The 18,277-nt window shown below is 56.9% G+C and carries 20 protein-coding genes; 11 read left to right on the top strand and 9 right to left on the bottom strand.

Annotated elements, in window-relative coordinates; translation table 11 throughout:
• Positions 1-23 precede the first annotated feature (23 nt).
• Positions 24-242, top strand: a complete 219-nt coding sequence (locus tag LOY50_RS12955; RefSeq protein WP_258691065.1) for a hypothetical protein — start codon at positions 24-26, stop codon at positions 240-242.
• Positions 239-1,705 (top strand): FAD-binding oxidoreductase, encoded by a 1,467-nt coding sequence (locus LOY50_RS12950; RefSeq protein WP_258691064.1) that lies wholly within the window; start codon positions 239-241, stop codon positions 1,703-1,705. The genes LOY50_RS12955 and LOY50_RS12950 overlap by 4 nt, the downstream gene beginning before the upstream one ends.
• Before the next feature lie 42 nt (positions 1,706-1,747).
• On the opposite strand, the gene LOY50_RS12945 is transcribed toward LOY50_RS12950, so the two are convergent.
• Positions 1,748-2,299 (bottom strand): cytochrome b, encoded by a 552-nt coding sequence (locus LOY50_RS12945; protein WP_253474232.1) that lies wholly within the window; start codon positions 2,297-2,299, stop codon positions 1,748-1,750.
• 321 nt (positions 2,300-2,620) lie between these two features.
• Between LOY50_RS12945 and LOY50_RS12940 the strand changes: the two genes are divergently transcribed.
• Both LOY50_RS12940 and LOY50_RS12935 read left to right on the top strand, forming a co-directional pair.
• Complete coding sequence (locus LOY50_RS12940) at positions 2,621-3,559, top strand: hypothetical protein (RefSeq protein ID WP_253474229.1); 939 nt, start codon at positions 2,621-2,623, stop codon at positions 3,557-3,559.
• 36 nt (positions 3,560-3,595) lie between these two features.
• Positions 3,596-3,757, top strand: a complete 162-nt coding sequence (locus LOY50_RS12935) for a DUF2986 domain-containing protein (protein WP_080766468.1) — start codon at positions 3,596-3,598, stop codon at positions 3,755-3,757.
• Between the two features lie 23 nt (positions 3,758-3,780).
• Here LOY50_RS12935 and LOY50_RS12930 read toward each other — a convergent pair whose 3' ends face one another.
• Positions 3,781-4,497, bottom strand: a complete 717-nt coding sequence (locus LOY50_RS12930) for a class I SAM-dependent methyltransferase (RefSeq protein WP_258691063.1) — start codon at positions 4,495-4,497, stop codon at positions 3,781-3,783.
• Between the two features lie 205 nt (positions 4,498-4,702).
• On the opposite strand from LOY50_RS12930, the gene arsH reads away from it, so the two are divergent.
• The gene (gene arsH / locus LOY50_RS12925; RefSeq protein ID WP_258691062.1) at positions 4,703-5,437 is read left to right on the top strand and encodes an arsenical resistance protein ArsH; all 735 of its coding nucleotides are present in this window, start codon (positions 4,703-4,705) and stop codon (positions 5,435-5,437) included.
• A 41-nt stretch (positions 5,438-5,478) separates the two neighbouring features.
• Here the strand turns inward: arsH and LOY50_RS12920 are convergent, their stop codons facing one another.
• A complete protein-coding gene (locus LOY50_RS12920; protein WP_258691061.1) occupies positions 5,479-6,126 on the bottom strand; it encodes a DUF998 domain-containing protein in 648 nt (215 codons plus the stop codon).
• Between the two features lie 78 nt (positions 6,127-6,204).
• Complete coding sequence (locus tag LOY50_RS12915) at positions 6,205-6,510, bottom strand: NIPSNAP family protein (protein ID WP_253474221.1); 306 nt, start codon at positions 6,508-6,510, stop codon at positions 6,205-6,207.
• A gap of 126 nt (positions 6,511-6,636) precedes the next feature.
• Here LOY50_RS12915 and LOY50_RS12910 point away from each other — a divergent pair, with 126 nt between their 5' ends.
• Both LOY50_RS12910 and LOY50_RS12905 read left to right on the top strand, forming a co-directional pair.
• The gene (locus LOY50_RS12910; RefSeq protein ID WP_253474218.1) at positions 6,637-6,936 is read left to right on the top strand and encodes a hypothetical protein; all 300 of its coding nucleotides are present in this window, start codon (positions 6,637-6,639) and stop codon (positions 6,934-6,936) included.
• A 104-nt stretch (positions 6,937-7,040) separates the two neighbouring features.
• On the top strand, positions 7,041-8,807 hold the full coding sequence (locus tag LOY50_RS12905; protein WP_258691060.1) for a S8/S53 family peptidase: 1,767 nt from the start codon (positions 7,041-7,043) through the stop codon (positions 8,805-8,807).
• Positions 8,808-8,816: 9 nt separating this feature from the next.
• Here LOY50_RS12905 and LOY50_RS12900 read toward each other — a convergent pair whose 3' ends face one another.
• On the bottom strand, positions 8,817-9,353 hold the full coding sequence (locus tag LOY50_RS12900; protein WP_258691059.1) for a dihydrofolate reductase family protein: 537 nt from the start codon (positions 9,351-9,353) through the stop codon (positions 8,817-8,819).
• Positions 9,354-9,591: 238 nt separating this feature from the next.
• Complete coding sequence (locus LOY50_RS12895) at positions 9,592-10,536, bottom strand: LysR family transcriptional regulator (RefSeq protein ID WP_253474210.1); 945 nt, start codon at positions 10,534-10,536, stop codon at positions 9,592-9,594.
• A gap of 122 nt (positions 10,537-10,658) precedes the next feature.
• On the opposite strand from LOY50_RS12895, the gene LOY50_RS12890 reads away from it, so the two are divergent.
• On the top strand, positions 10,659-11,585 hold the full coding sequence (locus LOY50_RS12890) for an alpha/beta hydrolase (RefSeq protein WP_253474185.1): 927 nt from the start codon (positions 10,659-10,661) through the stop codon (positions 11,583-11,585).
• A 115-nt stretch (positions 11,586-11,700) separates the two neighbouring features.
• On the opposite strand, the gene tssI is transcribed toward LOY50_RS12890, so the two are convergent.
• Positions 11,701-13,029: a type VI secretion system tip protein TssI/VgrG gene (gene tssI / locus LOY50_RS12885; RefSeq protein ID WP_258691058.1), complete on the bottom strand. Its 1,329-nt coding sequence runs from the start codon at positions 13,027-13,029 to the stop codon at positions 11,701-11,703.
• Between the two features lie 152 nt (positions 13,030-13,181).
• Positions 13,182-14,285, bottom strand: a complete 1,104-nt coding sequence (locus LOY50_RS12880) for a polyamine ABC transporter substrate-binding protein (RefSeq protein ID WP_253474179.1) — start codon at positions 14,283-14,285, stop codon at positions 13,182-13,184.
• A gap of 138 nt (positions 14,286-14,423) precedes the next feature.
• Between LOY50_RS12880 and LOY50_RS12875 the strand changes: the two genes are divergently transcribed.
• Positions 14,424-15,215 (top strand): helix-turn-helix transcriptional regulator, encoded by a 792-nt coding sequence (locus tag LOY50_RS12875; protein ID WP_024618998.1) that lies wholly within the window; start codon positions 14,424-14,426, stop codon positions 15,213-15,215.
• 28 nt (positions 15,216-15,243) lie between these two features.
• Here LOY50_RS12875 and argC read toward each other — a convergent pair whose 3' ends face one another.
• A complete protein-coding gene (argC, locus tag LOY50_RS12870; protein WP_258691057.1) occupies positions 15,244-16,173 on the bottom strand; it encodes an N-acetyl-gamma-glutamyl-phosphate reductase in 930 nt (309 codons plus the stop codon).
• Positions 16,174-16,286: 113 nt separating this feature from the next.
• Here argC and LOY50_RS12865 point away from each other — a divergent pair, with 113 nt between their 5' ends.
• Positions 16,287-17,171, top strand: a complete 885-nt coding sequence (locus tag LOY50_RS12865) for a LysR family transcriptional regulator (protein ID WP_258691056.1) — start codon at positions 16,287-16,289, stop codon at positions 17,169-17,171.
• A gap of 115 nt (positions 17,172-17,286) precedes the next feature.
• Positions 17,287-18,249: a hypothetical protein gene (locus LOY50_RS12860; RefSeq protein WP_258691055.1), complete on the top strand. Its 963-nt coding sequence runs from the start codon at positions 17,287-17,289 to the stop codon at positions 18,247-18,249.
• The last annotated feature ends 28 nt before the right edge of the window (positions 18,250-18,277 follow it).

The raw sequence follows: 18,277 nt of genomic DNA, 5'->3' as shown, positions 1-18,277 counted from the left end.
CCGGCCAGTTCTGCTCTCGTTTCGTGCGCGAAGTCATCAATGAAGCGACGAACATCCAGCTCGGCAAAGTGGAGACATTCGCGAGCTTGCTGCAAGATAACGCCGATCCGAATCTCGCCTTCTGGCGGTTGTGGTACTTCGGCCGAATTCCGTGGCAACGTCGTACTGTCACTCCGGCCAGCCTGCTTCGAAGTCCGCACGTACGCGTGGTCTTCGATTCCCAATTGAGTGGCACTGCATGATCAACGACGCGCGAGCGCCCACCCTTTCAGGATTGTCGCCCTGTCTCACCCGACGCAGCCTGCTTCAGGCTGGCATGACCGGGATTGCCTTCGGTGTACTGTCCCCCTGGTCGGCATGGGCGGCACCTTCGGGCGTGCTGGTTAACGACGTGACATTGCTCAACCCGGTCTGGGTGAGCCGTCTGTTTGCTCCACGTACCACCTATGAGATATGCCAGGCGTTGGCCCTGTGGACGGGCCCGGTGAGCATCGGTGGTGGCCGCTATAGCATGGGCGGACAGATTGCCACCGAGGACAGCCTGCACCTCGATATGCGTCAGTTCAATCAGGTCATCCGCTATTCGCCTGAAAACAAGGTCATACGCGTGCAGTCAGGGATACGCTGGCGCGACCTGCAGACCGTCATCGACCCGGACGACCTTTCGGTAAAGATCATGCAGAGCTATGCCAACTTCACCGTCGGCGGGGCGCTGTCAGTCAATGCTCATGGGCGTTACGTCGGTGCCGGGCCGATGAGCAACTCGCTACGCGCCCTGCAACTGGTGCTCGCCGACGGCTCTGTAGTGGAAGCCTCTCGCTCCGAAAATACCGATCTGTTTCACGCCGCCATCGGTAGCTATGGCGCGTTGGGGGTCATCACAGAGATCGAACTGGACCTGGCACCCAACGTCACGATGGCGCGCCAAGTACATCCTATGCCGGTTGCCGATTACCCCAAGTTCTTCAATGACCAGATCCGCGGAAACGACCAGGCAATCCTGCACAACGCCGATCTGGCGCCGCCCCACTTTGACCAAGCCACCGCCATCACCTGGTGCACCACGGAAAAAGAGCTGACCGTCGAAGATCGGCTGGTCGCACCGGGGCAATCGTACGCCCTGGATCAAACCATCATGTGGGGCGTGGCCAGACTCCCCGGTGGCTCGCTGATTCGCAATGATGTCATCGACCCATTGCGCTACCTCAGCCACCCAGTGGTACGCCGCAATTACGAGGCCAGCAGGGACGTCGCCTCGCTCGGGCCGATCGCTACCCACAACAGTACCTACGCGCTGCAGGAATATTTCGTACCGGTAGCCCACTTCAACGCGTTTGCAATACAAATGGCCAATCTACTGAAGGCCCATGACGTCGATGCCATCAACATCTCCATCCGACACTCGCCGCCCGCCCCTCATACGTGCCTGTCCTGGGCACAGGAGGAAGTCTTTTCATTCGTACTTTATTACTGGCAACACGCCGGCGTGGCCGACCGCGAGAAGGTCGGCGTATGGACGCGCGAGCTGATCGATATTGCCTTGGCGTTCGGGGGCACTTACTACCTGCCCTATCAATTGCATGCGACGCGACAGCAGTTCTCGCGTGCCTACCCTGGTGCACAACGGTTGTTCGCACTCAAGGCACGGTTCGATCCAGACAAACGATTCCGGAACAAACTTTGGGATAAGTACTACGTGGGGTAGCGTCCGGCCGAATGCCGGTTGCTACCAGGCGGAACTCGTCCATCAAGAGCGGTTTCGCCCCGGCAGCATCCGGGCCAGGGTATTGTCACCCACCCAGTAATGATGGATCAGCCCCGCCGCCGCATGCAGGCCGATGAGCCAGTAGCCGCTGCTGCCGAGCAATTCGTGCCAATACTTGAGCTGTTTGGCCAAATCGGGATCCACCGCCACCGGTGCCGGCAAGAAGAACCCGAAATACGGCACGGGCTTACCTCCGGCGGCCAGCATCAACCAGGCCAGCACCGGTGTCGCGATCATCAGGCCATACAGGGCCGCATGCATTAAGTGGGAAACACCCGTCTGCCAGGCCGGCGGCGCGGGTGTGACTGGCGGGCGCGGTGTCAAGCGCCCGAACAGACGGACCCAAACCAGTGCAAAAATGCTCAGCCCGAAGAGCCCGTGCAACCCCAGGAACAGGCTTCGCCCGGTGCTGCCACGGGGTAACAGACCCTTGATTTCAATGCAGGCATACACACCAACGAACAGCGCCAGCATCAACCAGTGCAGGGTGATCGACAGTTTTCCATAACGGTTTACGGCAATATCGCGGGTCATAACGCGCCTCGTGAAAGTCTGACGGGCTGCCGACTCATTCGGCAGCCACGATCCGGTCGCTGGGAAGCGATGCTGCCAACCTACGGGTAAAGTCTTAAGGCAGTCTGAAGACCGACATTTCAAGACGCTTTTTTACCTTTAGACGCAGCTACCCAGTGCGAACCCGCGATCACCTCCCGAGGCTCATGGGAAGCATTCGCCAGCCTCGCCCCAACTTTGCGCGCACTCACACGTCACGAACAACCAAAGCATCGCTATGCTCTCTACGAATAGATGCGTCCGGGAAGCGACCATCTGCTGCTTAATATCAAGGAGGATTCCATGATGCGGGAAGCAACCACCGGACTCGAAAAACAGATAGAGATCGCTACAAAACTACTCTCCCTGTCGGCAAGAATCGGATTGCTGATTGGCGGCACGTGCATCGTCAGTTATTTATTGAGCAACGGTCATTATCCACAAGGCGTATCCGTTGGAGACAGTTTGTTATTTCTAGTCACGGCGTTTTGCTTCGGACTGGTTTGTGTTTACTTTTCAGTCTCCGTCACGGCTGTAGGGGTATTACTTTCGCCGTTCTTCATACCCGTGCTTAGAAGCTTCGTCTGGCTACATAGGAAAATCACCGATAAAAAACCCATACTGGAATTCAAACGACCAAAAATAACCTTCCTCTCGGTGTTTTTTGGAATATGCGGCGCGGCGACCATTTATTTCCTTACCCATAAAAGCCCCTTGGAACACATTCAGCTCATCCTTCTGCCCATTTTTCAGTACATCGTTTACTCCGCCTATCTGGAGCAGAACAAGAAAATAAAAGCAGCGCAGCCATCGGCACCTGAAGTCGTCGATTCCGAGCATCCTGACCAGGATCCTCACGCCGAAATGAAACCCTTGAAGAGAACCAGGGCAGTGATCGTTGGGGTCATCCTCCTGACGCCCCTTCTCATGGGGGGCGTGACTTCGGACTTGCTGCAAGCGGCCATGAGCTTCGCGCAAATACGTATAGAAAGAGCAACGATTCTGGTGAAACCGCCTTACGCCAATCTATTGCCAGCCCCCAAGGATTCACCGCTGGAAGATTACAAAAAATTTGAAGATGCGACGGTAATTTTCCGAGGCGTAGGCAATTCAACGCTGATTGAAATGCACGCCGAGGAAACGGCGATTCGGTTGGAGATCCCGAATGACTCGATCATTATCGAACGCCGTGTGAAGCCCACTGCAAAAATGAGGAAAAATCCTGAGAAAACGGAAAACTGATACCATCCGGAAAATTGACATGCCGAGCAGAACAACATGAATCGCCGCAAGAAAATAAACCAGTTATTGAAGGCTAACGCCAAAAAAGCCAGTGCTAAGCTGGCACCCAAAAACAAGACTCAATACATCAGCAAAGCCGACCGACTGAAGCTGGCGGCTGAAGCCAGCGACGCCCCCATCACGCCGCCGGAAAGCTGAGCCACGTCGCTGAAGGTCCGTCCTCAGGCCGTTTTGCACGTTAGCCAGGCGCTCCAGAAAAGGCTGCTGAAGAACCGGGTAGCACTGCCGAATCCTGCATCACTCAACAGTTTTTGAACCGCGGCCTCGGAATGTGGAGGGTCGGCGCCTTGAAGAATCTTGCCAAGCTTGACCGTCACTTCTTCCGGGCTGGCGCCATGCTGTCGCCACCGTTGCCCCCAGGCCGCGAGGAGTAGCGGCTGGCTGGCATACGCATATTGGTTCCCGGCGACAATCAGCGGCGCCCCCGGCTTTAGATGTGCCTGGATGGACCGTAATATTTTCAACTTGGCTTCATCCCCATCGAGATGATGGAGTACACCGATCAAGGTGGCAGCATCGTACGACCCGTTAGCTACCAGGTCCTCAACATGCCCAAGATGCAGGGCGGTTCTTCCGAGCAAGTTGTTTGCGGCTAATTGCTGCTTCGCCGCCTCCAGCATTGGCCCGGACGGATCGACGGCAGTGAAGCGCCAACCCGGCTCCAGCTTGGCCATTGCAATGATCTCCTGCGCCGTACCGCCAGCGCCCACCACCAGTATTTTCGCCGAGCCCACGTTCCCAAGGGTCGCCGCCAGCATGCACGCTGCCAGGTCCTGACAGGCGTCGTATCCAGCGAGCGCGATGCGGCTCTGTCGGCCGTACTCGTGGGCCCGTGAAGTATCAAATTTTTCCGCTGAATTAAACGAGGATGATTTCAAAGCGCAGTTCTCCGTGTCCTGAAATCAAGCTACGCCTCGCTTAGAGATAATAAAAATTCATTAATTTTATGCGCAGCATTCCCGCAAGGAATATCGGTTTCCATCGGCAACGTTTTGCGCGGTCAGCCAATTGCGACTTGCGATAAACATATGGAAATACGAATATGCTTTTTCCCTATGTTCTGGACCGGATTGGAGCTGTGTAATGACTGAGTTCTCCAGCGAAACCCCGCATGACTTCCCAAATCTTGACCTGTCACTCTTCGACGTACCAACAGCGGAAAAACTCGCAAAGAGCGCAGAACCAGAGCATAAACCGCGCATACTTTTGCTGTACGGATCAACCCGCGAGCGCTCTTTCAGTCAGCTGCTGACCCGCGAAGCGGCGCGCCTGTTGGAGCTCATGGGCGCCGAAACCGCGATCTTCGACCCGTCCGGGCTACCGCTACCGGACGATGCGCCCGTCGATCACCCCAAGGTGCAGGAACTACGCGAATTGGTGATGTGGTCGGAAGGCCAGGTCTGGTGCTCGCCAGAACGCCATGGCTCGATGTCGGCGGTGTTCAAGGCGCAGATCGACTGGATCCCGCTTGCGCTGGGCGCGGTTCGTCCTTCCCAAGGCAAGACATTGGCGGTGATGCAGGTATGCGGCGGATCGCAATCCTTCAACACGGTGAACCAACTCCGCGTGCTCGGTCGCTGGATGCGCATGGTCACGATCCCCAATCAATCCTCCGTCCCCAAAGCCTTCCTTGAGTTCGACGAAGCCGGGCGCATGAAGCCATCGTCCTATTACGACCGGGTCGTCGATGTCATGGAGGAACTGATGAAGTTCACCTTGCTGGTACGCGGCAGAGAAACCTATTTGGTCGACCGCTACTCCGAGCGCAAGGAAAGCGCCGAAGCGCTCTCCAAACGCGTTAACCAGAGGTCTATCTAGGCGCGGCGATAGTGATAGGTTCTTCAGTGTGATGTAGGCATTTAACGGATGTAAGCGGCTTTCACATCGGCCTCGTCCTGCAAGGCAGCTAAGGCCAATGAGGCAATCCAGACCACCGAAACCCCGTAATTGAGTCGCTGGTACAGGCCGAACAAATGACCGTCGGCAAATGCCATCCCCATCAGCATAACCGTCACGATGGCCAGGACTACGCAGATCGCCGAGAACATGGCGAACCTGGAAGATGAAAGCAGCGACTTGCCAAGGAACGTCCACAGTGCTCCCGCCAGAGTGAGCGAAATGAACATCACCAGCCCCGCAAGATTGTGACTCTGCTGCGAGACCGACGGTTGAGCCGGCGCACAGCCTTGGTCGCAGGAAAAATAGCCGGCCGTAAAGCTTGCCAAGCCATGGATGAGAATCAATGCCGCGCTAAACAAGGCCATCGGCGATGCCTTGAACCGTCTCGCCACACCTGTTGCGAAAAGCACGAACATCACACCCAGCGGAAAATTGTTCACCCAAGCAGAGAAATTGTGGGTTGGCGCGCCAATGGCGCCTAGTTGGCTCATGGCTTGATCCAGATGGCTGTAGCCTGGATAGGCCCGCGCAGTCAGTGTGACACCCAAAAACAGCCAGAATGGGATCAGTATTCCGCAGCCTAGCAAAGCACGATCAATGGTTTTCATGTTGTGACACTCCGTGTCGTTGTGATGTCCGTTTGTGGGGTGATGTGGAATCTGGCATTGATTCAAGCAGCCACACGCTCAATCCAGCAAAGGGCGCAGGAAACTACGCTCATAACTCAGAATGAATCGTTGTTCCGTCGCCTGGGTCACCAATTCAACGCACGCTGGATCCTGCTCGGCTTTCCTTCGATAGTTTTCGTAGTCGGCCAGGCTGGAAAAGCTGAACAGGCAGTAGGCGATGTTGTTGGCGCCTTCGGCGGGAAGAAAGTAGCCATGATGGACGCCCCCCATTCGGGTCACCACTTCAATCCATTGGCGCGAGTAGCTCTCGAAAGCCGGGATCTGGTAGGGGTCAATGACGTACCTGACATGGCAAGTAATCACGGGCTCAATCCTTTGAAAACTGGAAAAAACGGATTCTACACAGGATACGAGGCATGTCGTCGATGATTGCCATTAGCCGAACAACTTCGCTGCTCTCTCCATCTCATCACCCAGGATCGAAACACCATGGATGAACGCCAAGCAACCATCAAGAACAAGATCCACGCCATCGTGACGAGTAGCGAATCCGACGAGATTACCTATCGGTCAGAGTGGCTCGGTTACCTGCCCTTCCCGGTTTCTCAATGGATTGAATATCAGGGTGAAAGCTTTTCCAGCGACTTCCCCTTTGATTGGTCCCTTGAGGACTTGGTGAGTCTTGAGCGCACTGGGTTCTTGGAAATACTGGAAGCTTATGAAAACCCGGAAGACAGTTTTGATCGGGATATCAGGTATCGCGTTCATGTTGGGTGTGCGCCTCGATAGCTTCTGAACGAAGAGGCGTCATCGCTGGGTAGCGTTATCCCGCTGAACGAAGCGAGCAACGTAACAGTCGGAGCAACAAGACCCTCGGCAAAGAAATCTGGTTCATGCCCCTACGATCCGCTGCCCTCGCTACGTTGCTCTCTTTGGCTGCCAGCACGGCAGCCGCTGTGCCTGAACCGCTGCGCCTAGAAAGCCTGAAACGCTGTGGCGACCTGCTACAAAGCCAGAGCCAGGACTGGTGCCTGACCGTACGCGGACTGGGCCAGACAACGCCGCCACTGAAACTGGGCGCAAAGGTGATACCCGCGGACACGATCCAGCGCGAAGGGGAAAACCTGCGCTTGCGCCTGGACAGCGCCGACTACCAGAGCGGCCCGCTCTGGCTGCAGGACGGCCCACGCGCCAGCAATGCCGCCTGGCTGACCTTGCGCAACAGTCACGTACTGGCCGCCGGAGCGGACGAAGTAGCGAAGAACATGGATGGCCTGACCACCTACGTAGACCTGGTCAGCGTGCTGATCGAGGAAGACCGTGACGGCCGTCAGGAAGCCGAGCGCCTGGCCCGCAAGTACGGGGCAACGGTGGTCGGCAGCATCGCGCCACTGAACCTGTACCAACTTCGCCTGCCGGCCAAGGACTTGGTGCAGCGTGACGCCCTGGTGCTGCGCCTGGGCAGCGAGACCAGCGTGGACGCCGTGGTCATCGAAGAGTCCTCGGCCGAAGAGACCGAGCAAGCCGCAGCCCATCCTGAAGAACCGAAGAAGCCAGCCCTGGACTCCGATGAGTGGGCCGCGAATCGCTTTCTCGACGCGGTGAATTATTACCAACGACGCATCCCCGGACGACAGCCGCCCATCCAGCCGCAACCGGTGCGCATCGGCCTGATCGAGCGCGATGTGGATTTCGACACGACGGACTTCGCAGACTACCTCGGCGCCTGCTCACCACCGCGCACCTGCGTCTACGCCCGCGATGCAGACAAGCCGGACAACCACGGCACAACCGTCGCCGGCATTCTCGCCGCGCACTGGGACGACAGCGGCAACACCGGTTTTCTCCGCGGGCTGGACAAGACGAGCGGCGGCTTCGAGGTCATCGTCGAACGTAATTCCGATGCCGGGATCACCGCCAACATCGCCGCCTCCGTCAACCTCGTGGAGGACGGTGTACGCGTGCTCAACTGGAGCTGGGGCATCCACCGCGTCGGCGCCAAGGACGTCAAAGGCGATAACGTCGACTCGCTGCTGCGCTCGGGCATCGCCATGGGCGGGTACGAGGAGTTGCTGGAGGAGTTCTTCCTCTGGCTGCGCAAGGAACATCCCGACGTCATCGTGGTGAACTCCGCCGGCAATGGCGCCTCGTTCTCGGGCAGCGACGAATACCGCCTGCCCTCCTCCTTCATCACCGAGCAATTGCTGGTGGTTGGCGGGCACCAGCGCAGCGAGCATACCGGTGTCGCCGTCGACGACCCGGCCTATGCGGTCAAGCGCAGCTCCTCGAACATCGACATGCGCGTCGACATCACTGCCGCCGCTTGCGCCCATGCCTCGACGACCAACGCCGGCCAGCAAGGCGCAGTGCATTGCGGCACGTCCTACGCCACGCCTATGGTCGCGGGACTGCCGGCGGCGATGCTGTCCATTAACCCGCAACTGCAACCCGAGCAACTGCGCATGCTGCTACGCCGCAGCGCCATGACCATCGGCGACAACCACGACTTCGAACAGATGGACGCCGAAGACCTCACCGCCCCCATCCTGCCGTCGGAGCGCCGCTACCAACTCAACGACAAAGACGTCGGCCGCTCGGCGCGGCTGGACATGCAAAAGGCCCTGGACCTGGCCGCACAAAGCCGCGACCGCGTGCGTTGAATCCGCGGGTCATGGGACCAGTCGGTAAGTAGACTGCACCAAGCCCGAAGGAAAGCTGCGGCTGGATACCAGTTTCAAATCCACGTCCCGCTCAAGCCCACCGAACAACGGCCGCCCCGAGCCGATCAATACAGGAACGGTGGTGATCACCATATCGGTCACCAATCCGTCGCGCAGGAACGACTGCACCACCCGCCCGCCATCCACATAGACGCGCTGCACGCCTTGACTCTCCAGCTCCGCCATCAAATCCTTGGGGGCCAGATTGGAGAAACGCAGCTTGCCCTTCAACGCCTCGGGCACCGACGAATCGGCCAACTGCTCGGACAGCACCACCACGGGCCGGTCGTAGAACCAGGTGTCGAAGGTCCGCACCTTTTCATAGCTCCCGCGCCCCATCACGATCACGTCCTTGTCGGCGATGAAGGCTGGATAGCCGTGGTCTTCGGACGGGTCGTCGCGTTGTAGAAGCCAGTCGATGTCACCGTCGGGGCGGGAGATGAAGCCATCCAGGCTGGTGGCGATGAAGACGTGGGCGGTGGGCATCTTTGGGGGCCTTTGTCGTGGGGTGGCATTGGGGGTGATGGTGAGGGGAAATGTAGCAAATCAGATGCGGATCGAATATTTGATTAGAGGTCGGTTTCGGCCAGAAACGGTCTCTCAAGTCTTCGAGTTAGTACATTATTGTGAATACGGGCGCCGTGCCCAGAGTCTGAAGTCGAAGCCGGTGTGAGATGAATCTACGGCGTATAAGCGGCGGATCGACCAGATACATGCGCTTCGCTCAGGGGGCAGACAGAGAAGTACCTTCCACCGGATTATGCTCCCATGGTGGAAAAGGCGACCAAGCCTCCACAAGCTTATCGATGAAGAGTCGAATTTTTGGAGAGAGGTGCCGCTTGCTAGGGTAAATCACCCGAATAGGCTCTGCGGCCTCTGCATATCCTGCGAGCAATTGAACGAGCTTGCCGCTCCTCAAATCGTCGTTAACCACGTAGGAAGGAAGAGTCGCGATACCCAGGCCAGCGACAGCTGACTGGTGCAATGACTCAGCACTGTCCATCTGTAGCCTTCCACCATGAGTAACTGGCAAAGAGCGACCGTTCACTCGAAAATTCCAGGGAAGCAGTCTCCCGCCGCTCACGAAATGCAGGCACTGATGCTCGAAGAGATCTTCGGGCGTTTGGGGGTGTGCATGCTCAGCCAGATACTTGGGTGAAGCGCAGGTAATCATTTGTTGGTAGGCCACGGTGCGCGTGAGCAACCGAGAGTCTTCCTTGGGAGGCCCGATGCGCATGGCCAAGTCAAATCCCTCATCAATCAGGTCGACCAGCCTGTCGGAAAAGGTGATATCCATGCTCAAGGATGGCCAATCCCTCAGACAGCACTCAATATGCTGAAGGACATGAAGTCTGCCCAACGCAACCGGCAGGCTCATCCGCAGTCGTCCACTGGGTGTCGAACGACGAAACGCAAGGGCATCCTCCACGTCGTCCAGATCCTGCAGAATGCCCACGCAGCGCTCATAAAGAACCTGGCCGTCATCCGTCATGCTCAAACTACGAGTGGTGCGATTCAGCAAACGTACCTGTAATCGAGTCTCAAGCCTGACTATGGACTTCCCCACTGCCGAGCGAGTAAGGCCAAGTTGCTTGGCCGCCGCCGTGAAGCTCCCAGCGTTTACCGAGCTTACAAACGCTGCAATATCGTTCAGGTTATGGAGTTCCATGGGGCCTCTGGACGTCAACGTTCGGGCGGCTTAGCGCCCGGCTATAGGGAACCCTATTCCCCAATCATGAGCATAATATCTCAATTAGCCATTCCATTGCCCAGCGATCAATTGAGGTCATTATGAACATTAAAGTGCAAGCAGCCGTCCAAACCTGGGCTAACAGCCTTAGCGATCTGGTACCCGTTCTTAAGGGTATCGATACCACCACAAAGATGAGCGACATCCGCGACTCCTACGCAAAAATGCTCGCGCAAAATCCAGCGCCTGCTGGCGTCAAATTTGAAGCAGTCGACATGGGTGGAGTGCCAGGCACACTGGTCACTCCGGACGAGATCAAAAGCGACGCAGTAATGATGTACATCCACGGCGGGGCTTACATTGTTGGGCGTCCAGACGGCTATCACGGCATCGGCGGCAACTACGCAAAGATGCTCGGTGTTCGTGTGTACATGCCGGACTACCGCCTTGCCCCTGAACACAAGTTCCCAGCCTCTATTGACGACACATTGCGCGCCTACGAGTGGTTGCTTGAGCAGAAAATCCCGGCTAACAAGATTGCATTCTCTGGCGAGTCAGCTGGCGGCGCGATGGTTGTCAGCGTGATGGTGGCGGCCAAATCCAAAGGACTTCCATTGCCTGCGGTTGGCTCTTCCATTTCGCCATGGGCAAACCTTGAACACACCGGTGCTTCCATGAACAATCGTGAAGGTTTGGATCCTCTGAACTCCAAGCCAGTCCTGGATATTCTGGCCAGGGCGTTCTTGGGCGACACACTGGCCAATCATCCTCTGGTCTCTCCTGTGTTCGCGGACGTCACTGGACTTCCGCCAATTCTGGTGCAGATCGGCGAGAACGAGCTGATGTTGAGTGACGCGATGCGTCTTGCAACTCATTTGGCTGATAACCGCGTTCGCGTCAACCTGGAAGTATGGCCTGCGATGTTCCATGCCTGGCACTTCTACGCCACCATGCTGCCAGAAGGTCAGCAGGCAATGGAGAGTTCCGTGCGCTTCATTGAGGTTGGCCTGGCCGACGCTAATCGCTAAAACGTAAACCGACCGCGACAGTTTCCGGCTGTCGCGATCCACCCCTTGGCATTCAAACAACGGGGCTCGCCCTGGATGGGTACGCCCCATGCCTAAGACCTGAAAAGCGGCCCCCTCAACGACAACACAAGCATCCGCTGACCACCGGCTGATCGGGGTCGTTCTCAAGAAATGTGACCACGACTTCCATGCCCGTCCGGGGCGGCCCCATCTCACAGCTCCAATCGGAAGCTCCCTTCAGCCAACAATGACTCTTGTCGTCAAATCTATCTTCGCGGTCCCAGGGGAACTTGACCTTGATCCGCCCAAAGCGCCGATCACTCTGGATCCCCTCGCCTTCTAAAGCGACGACTACAGCAGCCTGGTTGCTTGGTACCTGAGGTTTCTTGTGAGCCAACGGCGGACGATAGGAAACATTCCACGGAAGAACGACAAAGCGGTTGCGGTAGCCCTGATGAAAGTCATCTTCGTTCGCAGTGTTGCCACTGGCGACGTTCTCACCCAATACCTGTGGTTGCCGGCCTTCGTGGATGACCTGGGTCAGTAGCCATAGGGTGTTCCACTCTTGGCGCGGATGGCCTGAGATTTCCAGCACATGGCCGCTGACTAACCGAGTCTGGTCACTTTGCCCTTCAGCTTGTCGATAGGCCGCATGGCGGCGCTCCATAGTCCGAAGACGTATCTGCTTGCCGTGCTCGTGACCGGTAAAATGCTCCGGGCTGTCATCTTTTTCAATGTCCAGCTGTTGCTCGAAATCATAGTTGCGGTGCGAGATACGACTGGTGAGCTGTCCCAAACGCAGGTTGATTCGCTTGATCAGTGGCTCGTCGGCCACCCTATCGCTCTCATGCCTATAAGCAGTGGGTTGGCCAAGACTGGGAAAAGCCGACTGATCATCGCCAAAGACCAGCACGTGGCCTTGAGTGCTGTGTTGGAAGTGAAAGTGGATACCCTCTTCTTCGCACAAGCGCTGAATGAAGTGCAAATCCGTTTCGTCGTACTGGGTACAGTAGTCGCGCTCGGGGTAGGTCGCCCCCAGATGAAACCGATAGGCGTCGCCCAGAATGCCGTGTTCTTCCAGTATCAAGGCGACGATTTTCGGCACAGAGAACTGTTGATAGATCCTCTGGTTGATGCGATGGCGCAAGTAGGACAGGTGCGGTACGAGGGCCAGCCTGTAGCGCGTCAAACGCTCACCGTTATTGCTTTGAGCGATGTGGTAGACCCGCCCATGAATGCCGTTGCCCTTCGTGTCCAAAGCCAGAAAAGCCTCTGTGTCGAAGAGCGCGTCCAGATCCAGGTCAGACCGCTCGCTAACAAATTCCACGTTGAAGAGGTAAGGCCTGCTGATCGCCTCTTCGCCAGTGAATGCGAGCACTTGAAAATCGTGCTCAAAACCGTCGATGGTCAAACTGAAGTGCGTTTGATTGGCTGGGCTGAACATCCGCTGTTCTCTTCTTACATAAGGCGGCGCAATGGACCGGAAGACCCCGAGCAATACTGGGCTGATGGATTAACAGGTACTAACCCACCCGCCCAGCGTGCCTGTATATCGGCGTTTGCGTCTTACTTTCCAGACATACAAATCAAGTCAGATCAGACGCCACTCTTCACTTTGGTCCAGATCCGCGTGCGGATCCGCTCCAACTTCAATGGCAGTGGCTCAAGTGGAATGAGTGTTGCGACCGTTTTTTTGTCTGGATAAATCCAAGGATTGTCTCGCAGCTTCTGCTCGACGAACTCAGCGGCATCCTTATTGGCGTTAGGGTATAGCGTGTGGTTTGAGGTCTTGGCGATAATTTCTGGTCGCATCATATAATTAATGAACGCCATACCTTCCTTGGGATGGGGAGCATCTTTCAGCAAAACCAGATTCTCCGACCAGGACAGCGCGCCTTCGCGAGGAAGGCTGTAGGCGATCGTGCGCCCGGTGTTGGCCTTCTCGTTGCTGGCCTGTGCAGCAAGGGCACCATTAGCCCATCCCACAACTGCACAAATATTGCCGTCCGCCAGGTCAGCGTCGATTCTGGAGGAATCGAAATAGAGGACGTAAGGACGAATTTTCAACAGCAAGGCTTGGGCTTTCTGGTAATCATCCGGGTTTTTGCTGTTGCTAGGGAGTCCAAGGTAATTCAAGGCAATGGAAATGATCTCACTTGGAGAGTCAAGCATTGCCACACCACACGACTGGAGCTTACTAATGTTTTCTTCTTTGAAGATCAGGTCCCAGCTATTCACCGGGGCACTATCACCCAACGCGCCCCTGACTTTGTCAACGTCATAACCAATGCCGGTAGTGCCCCATAGATAAGGTACGGCGTAGCGGTTACCAGGGTCATTGACCGCGAGCTGGGCCAAGAGCTCAGGATCGATGTGTGAAAAGTTACTCAGTTGACTACGATCCAACGGCTGGAGGACTCCCGCCTGGATCAGGCTGGGCAACACATTGGAGGTTGCCACAACCACGTCATACCCGGTGCGCCCAGCCATGACCTTGCTCTGCATGATTTCAGCGCTGTCGAACGCATCCATATGCACGCTCGTGCCAGTTTCCTGTTCAAACTCCTTTGGCGTCTCCGGCGCAAGCAACCCGAACCAGTTATACAGATACATCCCGGGCTCTACAGCCGCTACTGATGTGCTTATCCCTGCACAGAGAAGCGAGGCGGAAAAAATGGTTCGCAAATGTGACTTTCTCATGCAACATCCTTGTCAAGACGATATGCCCTCATGGCCATCGTTAACCCTGGCAGCGAATATACCGGGTGTTACCGAATAGTAAATACCTACGAATACTTACCCTTGACCTGCGAATCCCTAACCCTAAAGGGGTAGAAAATGCCGTTTGACCTCCACAGCCTGGCTTGGCATCGATCGATTGGGAAGCTGATCATGCAGCTGAATCGTCCAGATTTCTGGAGTTCACTTGTTCGCACATTAAATGAATATGTACAAATCGATAATTGGGTTGTATTGATTTTCAGCAATCAACACGTGCAGGTCGTCAGCCTTCCTGAAGTAGCCGATGCGGAAGAAGTCGACGCATTCGTTCATCGCTACGTGAAAGGCCTGTACTTGCTGGACCCGTTTTATATAGCCAATCGAGAAAACCCACAAAGTGGCTTCTTCCACCTATTGGATATTGCACCGGAATACTTTCTTGAAACCGAGTACTACCACAAGTATTTTGCACAATACATCTCCATGGATGAGGCGCAGTACAATGTCCAACTCGACCCTGACAGAACGTTATGCATTTCCATCGGCAGCAAAGTCCGCTTTAGCCAAGAACAAATAACCATGCTGGATATCATCAAGCCGTGGGTGACTGCATTGATGCATCAGCGCATGGGTTTTGAAATTGACGTAGAGAAAACTCCGGCTGAGCCGCCTCTGTGGCCAGAAACGGTCAATCAGCTTGGCACCCAAATAACAGCACGCGAGAGTGACGTACTCCGTTTATTACTCAGCGGTTTCTCCAATAAGGAAATAGCCGGAAAGCTGTCCCTCTCGGCGGAGACCATAAAAGTCCACCGCCGCAACATTTACGCAAAATTAAATATCAAGTCGCAATCTGAGCTATTTGCTCGATTCTTCATGCCCAAACAGAATATTCCCGCTACCCATTGAAGTCAGGGCATCGGGCTGATTTGCTCGGTCATGCGCCTGCAAGCATCAAGTTCAGATTCTGCACCGCCGCGCCAGCGGCGCCCTTCCCAAGATTGTCAAACACCGCAGCCAGCAAAACCTGCCCGGTCTCATCATTCTCAAACACCGACAAGCGCAAATCATCAGTTCCGTTAAGCGCTTGAGGATCAAGGGACGTCAACGCTTTAGCTTCTTGCATCGACATCACCTGTACATGGCGCGCATCGGCGTAGTGCTGCATCAGACAGGCATGCAACTGCACCGCGCTCACGCCTGGCGCCAACAACCGGATTTGCAAGGGTATGGTCAGCACGATCCCCTGCCGAAAAGCGCCATAGGCTGGCACGAACATCGGCCGCTCCGTCAGTCCGCTTTGCTGCTGAATCTCCGGAATATGCTTGTGTGCCAGCCCCAGCCCATAGACCTGAAACGCCGACGCCTGTGCTGCGCCGGCTCCCTCATGCTCTTGCACGCCGACGCGTCCTTTTCCGGAATAACCCGACACGGCATAAATGTTCAGCGGGTAATCCCTGGGCACCAATCCGGCCTCCAGCAATGGGCGCAGCAACCCGATCGCCCCCGTTGGATAGCAACCGGGATTGCTGACCCGCCGCGCAGCGGCGATGCGCTGGGCCTGTTGCGAATTCATCTCTGCGAATCCATAGGTCCAGTCTGCATGGGTGCGGTGCGCCGAACTCGCATCGATCACCCGAACGGCGGAGTTTTCGATGGTCGCTACCGCGTCGCGTGCGGCTTGGTCGGGCAAACACAAAATGGCGATGTCGCAGTGGTTGATGGCTTCGGCGCGACGTTGCGGATCCTTGCGATGTTCGGGGCTGAGTGTGAAAAGCCGCAGATCGCTACGCTCGCGCAGACGTTGGTGGATTTGCAGCCCGGTGGTGCCTTGGTCGCCATCGATGAATACAAGGGAACTTGCCATGGAATGCTCTCGGACATTGGAAATCAGGAGCCCAATCTTCAGCGACGCTCTAAGATAGGAAAAGTTGAATTTATAAACGATGAAATTCAGTTTTTCTGAACAAGGAAATCCTCATGCGCGAAATCAGCCTGGACCGTCTGCGCACCTTGGTAGCGATTGCCGACCTGGGATCGTTTGCCGAAGCGGCCCGTGCGCTGCACCTTGCACCACCCACCGTCAGTCTGCATATCGCCGACCTGGAGGCGCGCGTGGGCGGCAAGCTGTTGTCGCGCACACGTGGGCGCGTCCAGCCATCAGCGATAGGCAACACGCTAGTGGAGCGCGCGCGGCGCCTGTTGGCGGATGCGGAGCAGGCGCTTGAAGACGTGGAGCGTCAGGTACAGGGATTGGCCGGGCGTGTACGGCTAGGCGCTTCCACCGGGGCCATCGCCCAGTTGCTGCCGCATGCGTTGGAGACATTGAGCCAACGCCACCCCGCGATCGATGTACAAGTCGCGGTGCTGACCTCCCAGGAAACCTTGAAGAAGCTTGCCGAGGGCGCTTTGGAGGTTGGTTTGGTCGCGCTGCCGCAGTCCCCGGTGAAGGGCTTGCGGATCGAGCCGTGGCGACGAGACCCGGTCATGGCCTTCTTGCCGGCTCGCTGGGAATGCCCGGAGGTTGTGACCCCCGCGTGGTTGGCCGCTCAGCCGTTGATTTTGAATGACGCCACCACGCGTCTTTCGCGCTTGACGGCGGAGTGGTTCGCCAGTGATGGGCAGCAGCCTGCGCCGCGTATCCAACTGAACTACAACGACGCGATAAAAAGCCTGGTGGCGGCAGGATATGGTGCGACGTTGTTGCCCCATGAGGCGGCCACGCCATTGCTCGATAACAGAATCGTCATGCGCCCATTAAAGCCCTTATTGTGGCGTCAACTGGGTATCGCCCACCGCAGTCGGGACATCGAACGGCCTACGCAACATGTGCTGGATGTGTTGTGGGAGTTGAGTGCGGAGTGATTTTGTCTGGACATGAGGTATTCTGCGCGGCGTTAAAACACGATCCAGGCCTGCGGCGTGCCACCACTTGTACGCCCCATTGATCGATCTAAAAGCGGCGCACCAGGAGGTCTGCATGTTGTTTGGACATCGGTTCGAGCACACCGCCCAGGATGACCTGCACATCCACTCGCGCAACCGGGTGCAGAGCGCCTTCTTGCTGCTGACAGGCGCGCTAGCCTTCATCTTGCCAGCGGCGTTCGCCGTGTTTGTGATCGCTGATGGAGGCACGCCTCTGACTGACGTCGATCCACTGTCCTCACTGCTGATCGTGCTCGGGCTGCTGCTGATTCCGGCCCTCGGCCTGCTCCTGATGGTGTACACCGGCATCCACGAGACCTTGCTGTTATCGCGACGCGACGGTGAAGGCAAGCGCCGCACCCGAAACTTTTTTGGGCGCCGCGAGCGTGTGCATTCGGTCTTTAGAATCGATACCCCCAAATGCCTCGAACTTCGCCGCCGCCAAGATGCCGAGCCGGCCTACACCCAGCTGTGGCTGGTGATGCGCGATGGCACCGAACACCGCCTGACGACCGACAACGTTCCGGTAGTGCCGGGAAGTCAACGCACCGACGTATGGCTGCGTGAGCTGGCCGACTACCTGAACGTGGCAGTGCCCACCGAAGTCGTGGTGGGCTCGACGGCGGGTGTGAAGAAGGCAATCTACAGGCCTGCTCCAGCCCCAACCAGCGGTAAGGCGGTGAGGGAAGCCAGGCAGCGCAAAGCCAAGGGGCTCACGCGTTCCCATGAGGCCACCGAAAAACTCGGCACGCCCGCACGCGCCCTACTCGTTCTACTGGGTGTTTTCCTGGCAGTCCTGGAGCTGACTCACGTCATCGCATTGGTGCCCGCGCTGTTTACCGGGCGGCTGCGCGTCGGCGGCTTTCGAACGGGCACGACCACCTTCTACTGGGCCGAGCAACCGCTCACCTTTTCATTCAACCTGCTGGTGGGCGTGGCCGAGGTGTTGATCATCGGCTTCATTGCCTGGGGTTGTCTGCGCATGGCGATCCGGGGCCGGATGAGCTCCAATCCCTGAGAGCGGTCAATTCGACCACAGCGCCACA

The organism is Pseudomonas sp. B21-010 (assembly GCF_024749325.1).
Taxonomy (GTDB): Bacteria; Pseudomonadota; Gammaproteobacteria; order Pseudomonadales; family Pseudomonadaceae; genus Aquipseudomonas; species Aquipseudomonas kilonensis.
This window is presented reverse-complemented; position numbering and strand designations above follow the sequence as displayed.

Bases quoted from the DNA above. Each gene is read 5' to 3' on its own strand.
- LOY50_RS12950 (WP_258691064.1), top strand. From the start codon at position 239: ATGATCAACGACGCGCGAGCGCCCACCCTTTCAGGATTGTCGCCCTGT.
- LOY50_RS12945 (WP_253474232.1), bottom strand. From the start codon at position 2,299: ATGACCCGCGATATTGCCGTAAACCGTTATGGAAAACTGTCGATCACC.
- LOY50_RS12940 (WP_253474229.1), top strand. From the start codon at position 2,621: ATGATGCGGGAAGCAACCACCGGACTCGAAAAACAGATAGAGATCGCT.
- LOY50_RS12935 (WP_080766468.1), top strand. From the start codon at position 3,596: ATGAATCGCCGCAAGAAAATAAACCAGTTATTGAAGGCTAACGCCAAA.
- arsH (WP_258691062.1), top strand. From the start codon at position 4,703: ATGACTGAGTTCTCCAGCGAAACCCCGCATGACTTCCCAAATCTTGAC.
- LOY50_RS12920 (WP_258691061.1), bottom strand. From the start codon at position 6,126: ATGAAAACCATTGATCGTGCTTTGCTAGGCTGCGGAATACTGATCCCA.
- LOY50_RS12910 (WP_253474218.1), top strand. From the start codon at position 6,637: ATGGATGAACGCCAAGCAACCATCAAGAACAAGATCCACGCCATCGTG.
- LOY50_RS12905 (WP_258691060.1), top strand. From the start codon at position 7,041: ATGCCCCTACGATCCGCTGCCCTCGCTACGTTGCTCTCTTTGGCTGCC.
- LOY50_RS12900 (WP_258691059.1), bottom strand. From the start codon at position 9,353: ATGCCCACCGCCCACGTCTTCATCGCCACCAGCCTGGATGGCTTCATC.
- LOY50_RS12895 (WP_253474210.1), bottom strand. From the start codon at position 10,536: ATGGAACTCCATAACCTGAACGATATTGCAGCGTTTGTAAGCTCGGTA.
- LOY50_RS12890 (WP_253474185.1), top strand. From the start codon at position 10,659: ATGAACATTAAAGTGCAAGCAGCCGTCCAAACCTGGGCTAACAGCCTT.
- tssI (WP_258691058.1), bottom strand. From the start codon at position 13,029: ATGTTCAGCCCAGCCAATCAAACGCACTTCAGTTTGACCATCGACGGT.
- LOY50_RS12880 (WP_253474179.1), bottom strand. From the start codon at position 14,285: ATGAGAAAGTCACATTTGCGAACCATTTTTTCCGCCTCGCTTCTCTGT.
- LOY50_RS12875 (WP_024618998.1), top strand. From the start codon at position 14,424: ATGCCGTTTGACCTCCACAGCCTGGCTTGGCATCGATCGATTGGGAAG.
- argC (WP_258691057.1), bottom strand. From the start codon at position 16,173: ATGGCAAGTTCCCTTGTATTCATCGATGGCGACCAAGGCACCACCGGG.
- LOY50_RS12865 (WP_258691056.1), top strand. From the start codon at position 16,287: ATGCGCGAAATCAGCCTGGACCGTCTGCGCACCTTGGTAGCGATTGCC.
- LOY50_RS12860 (WP_258691055.1), top strand. From the start codon at position 17,287: ATGTTGTTTGGACATCGGTTCGAGCACACCGCCCAGGATGACCTGCAC.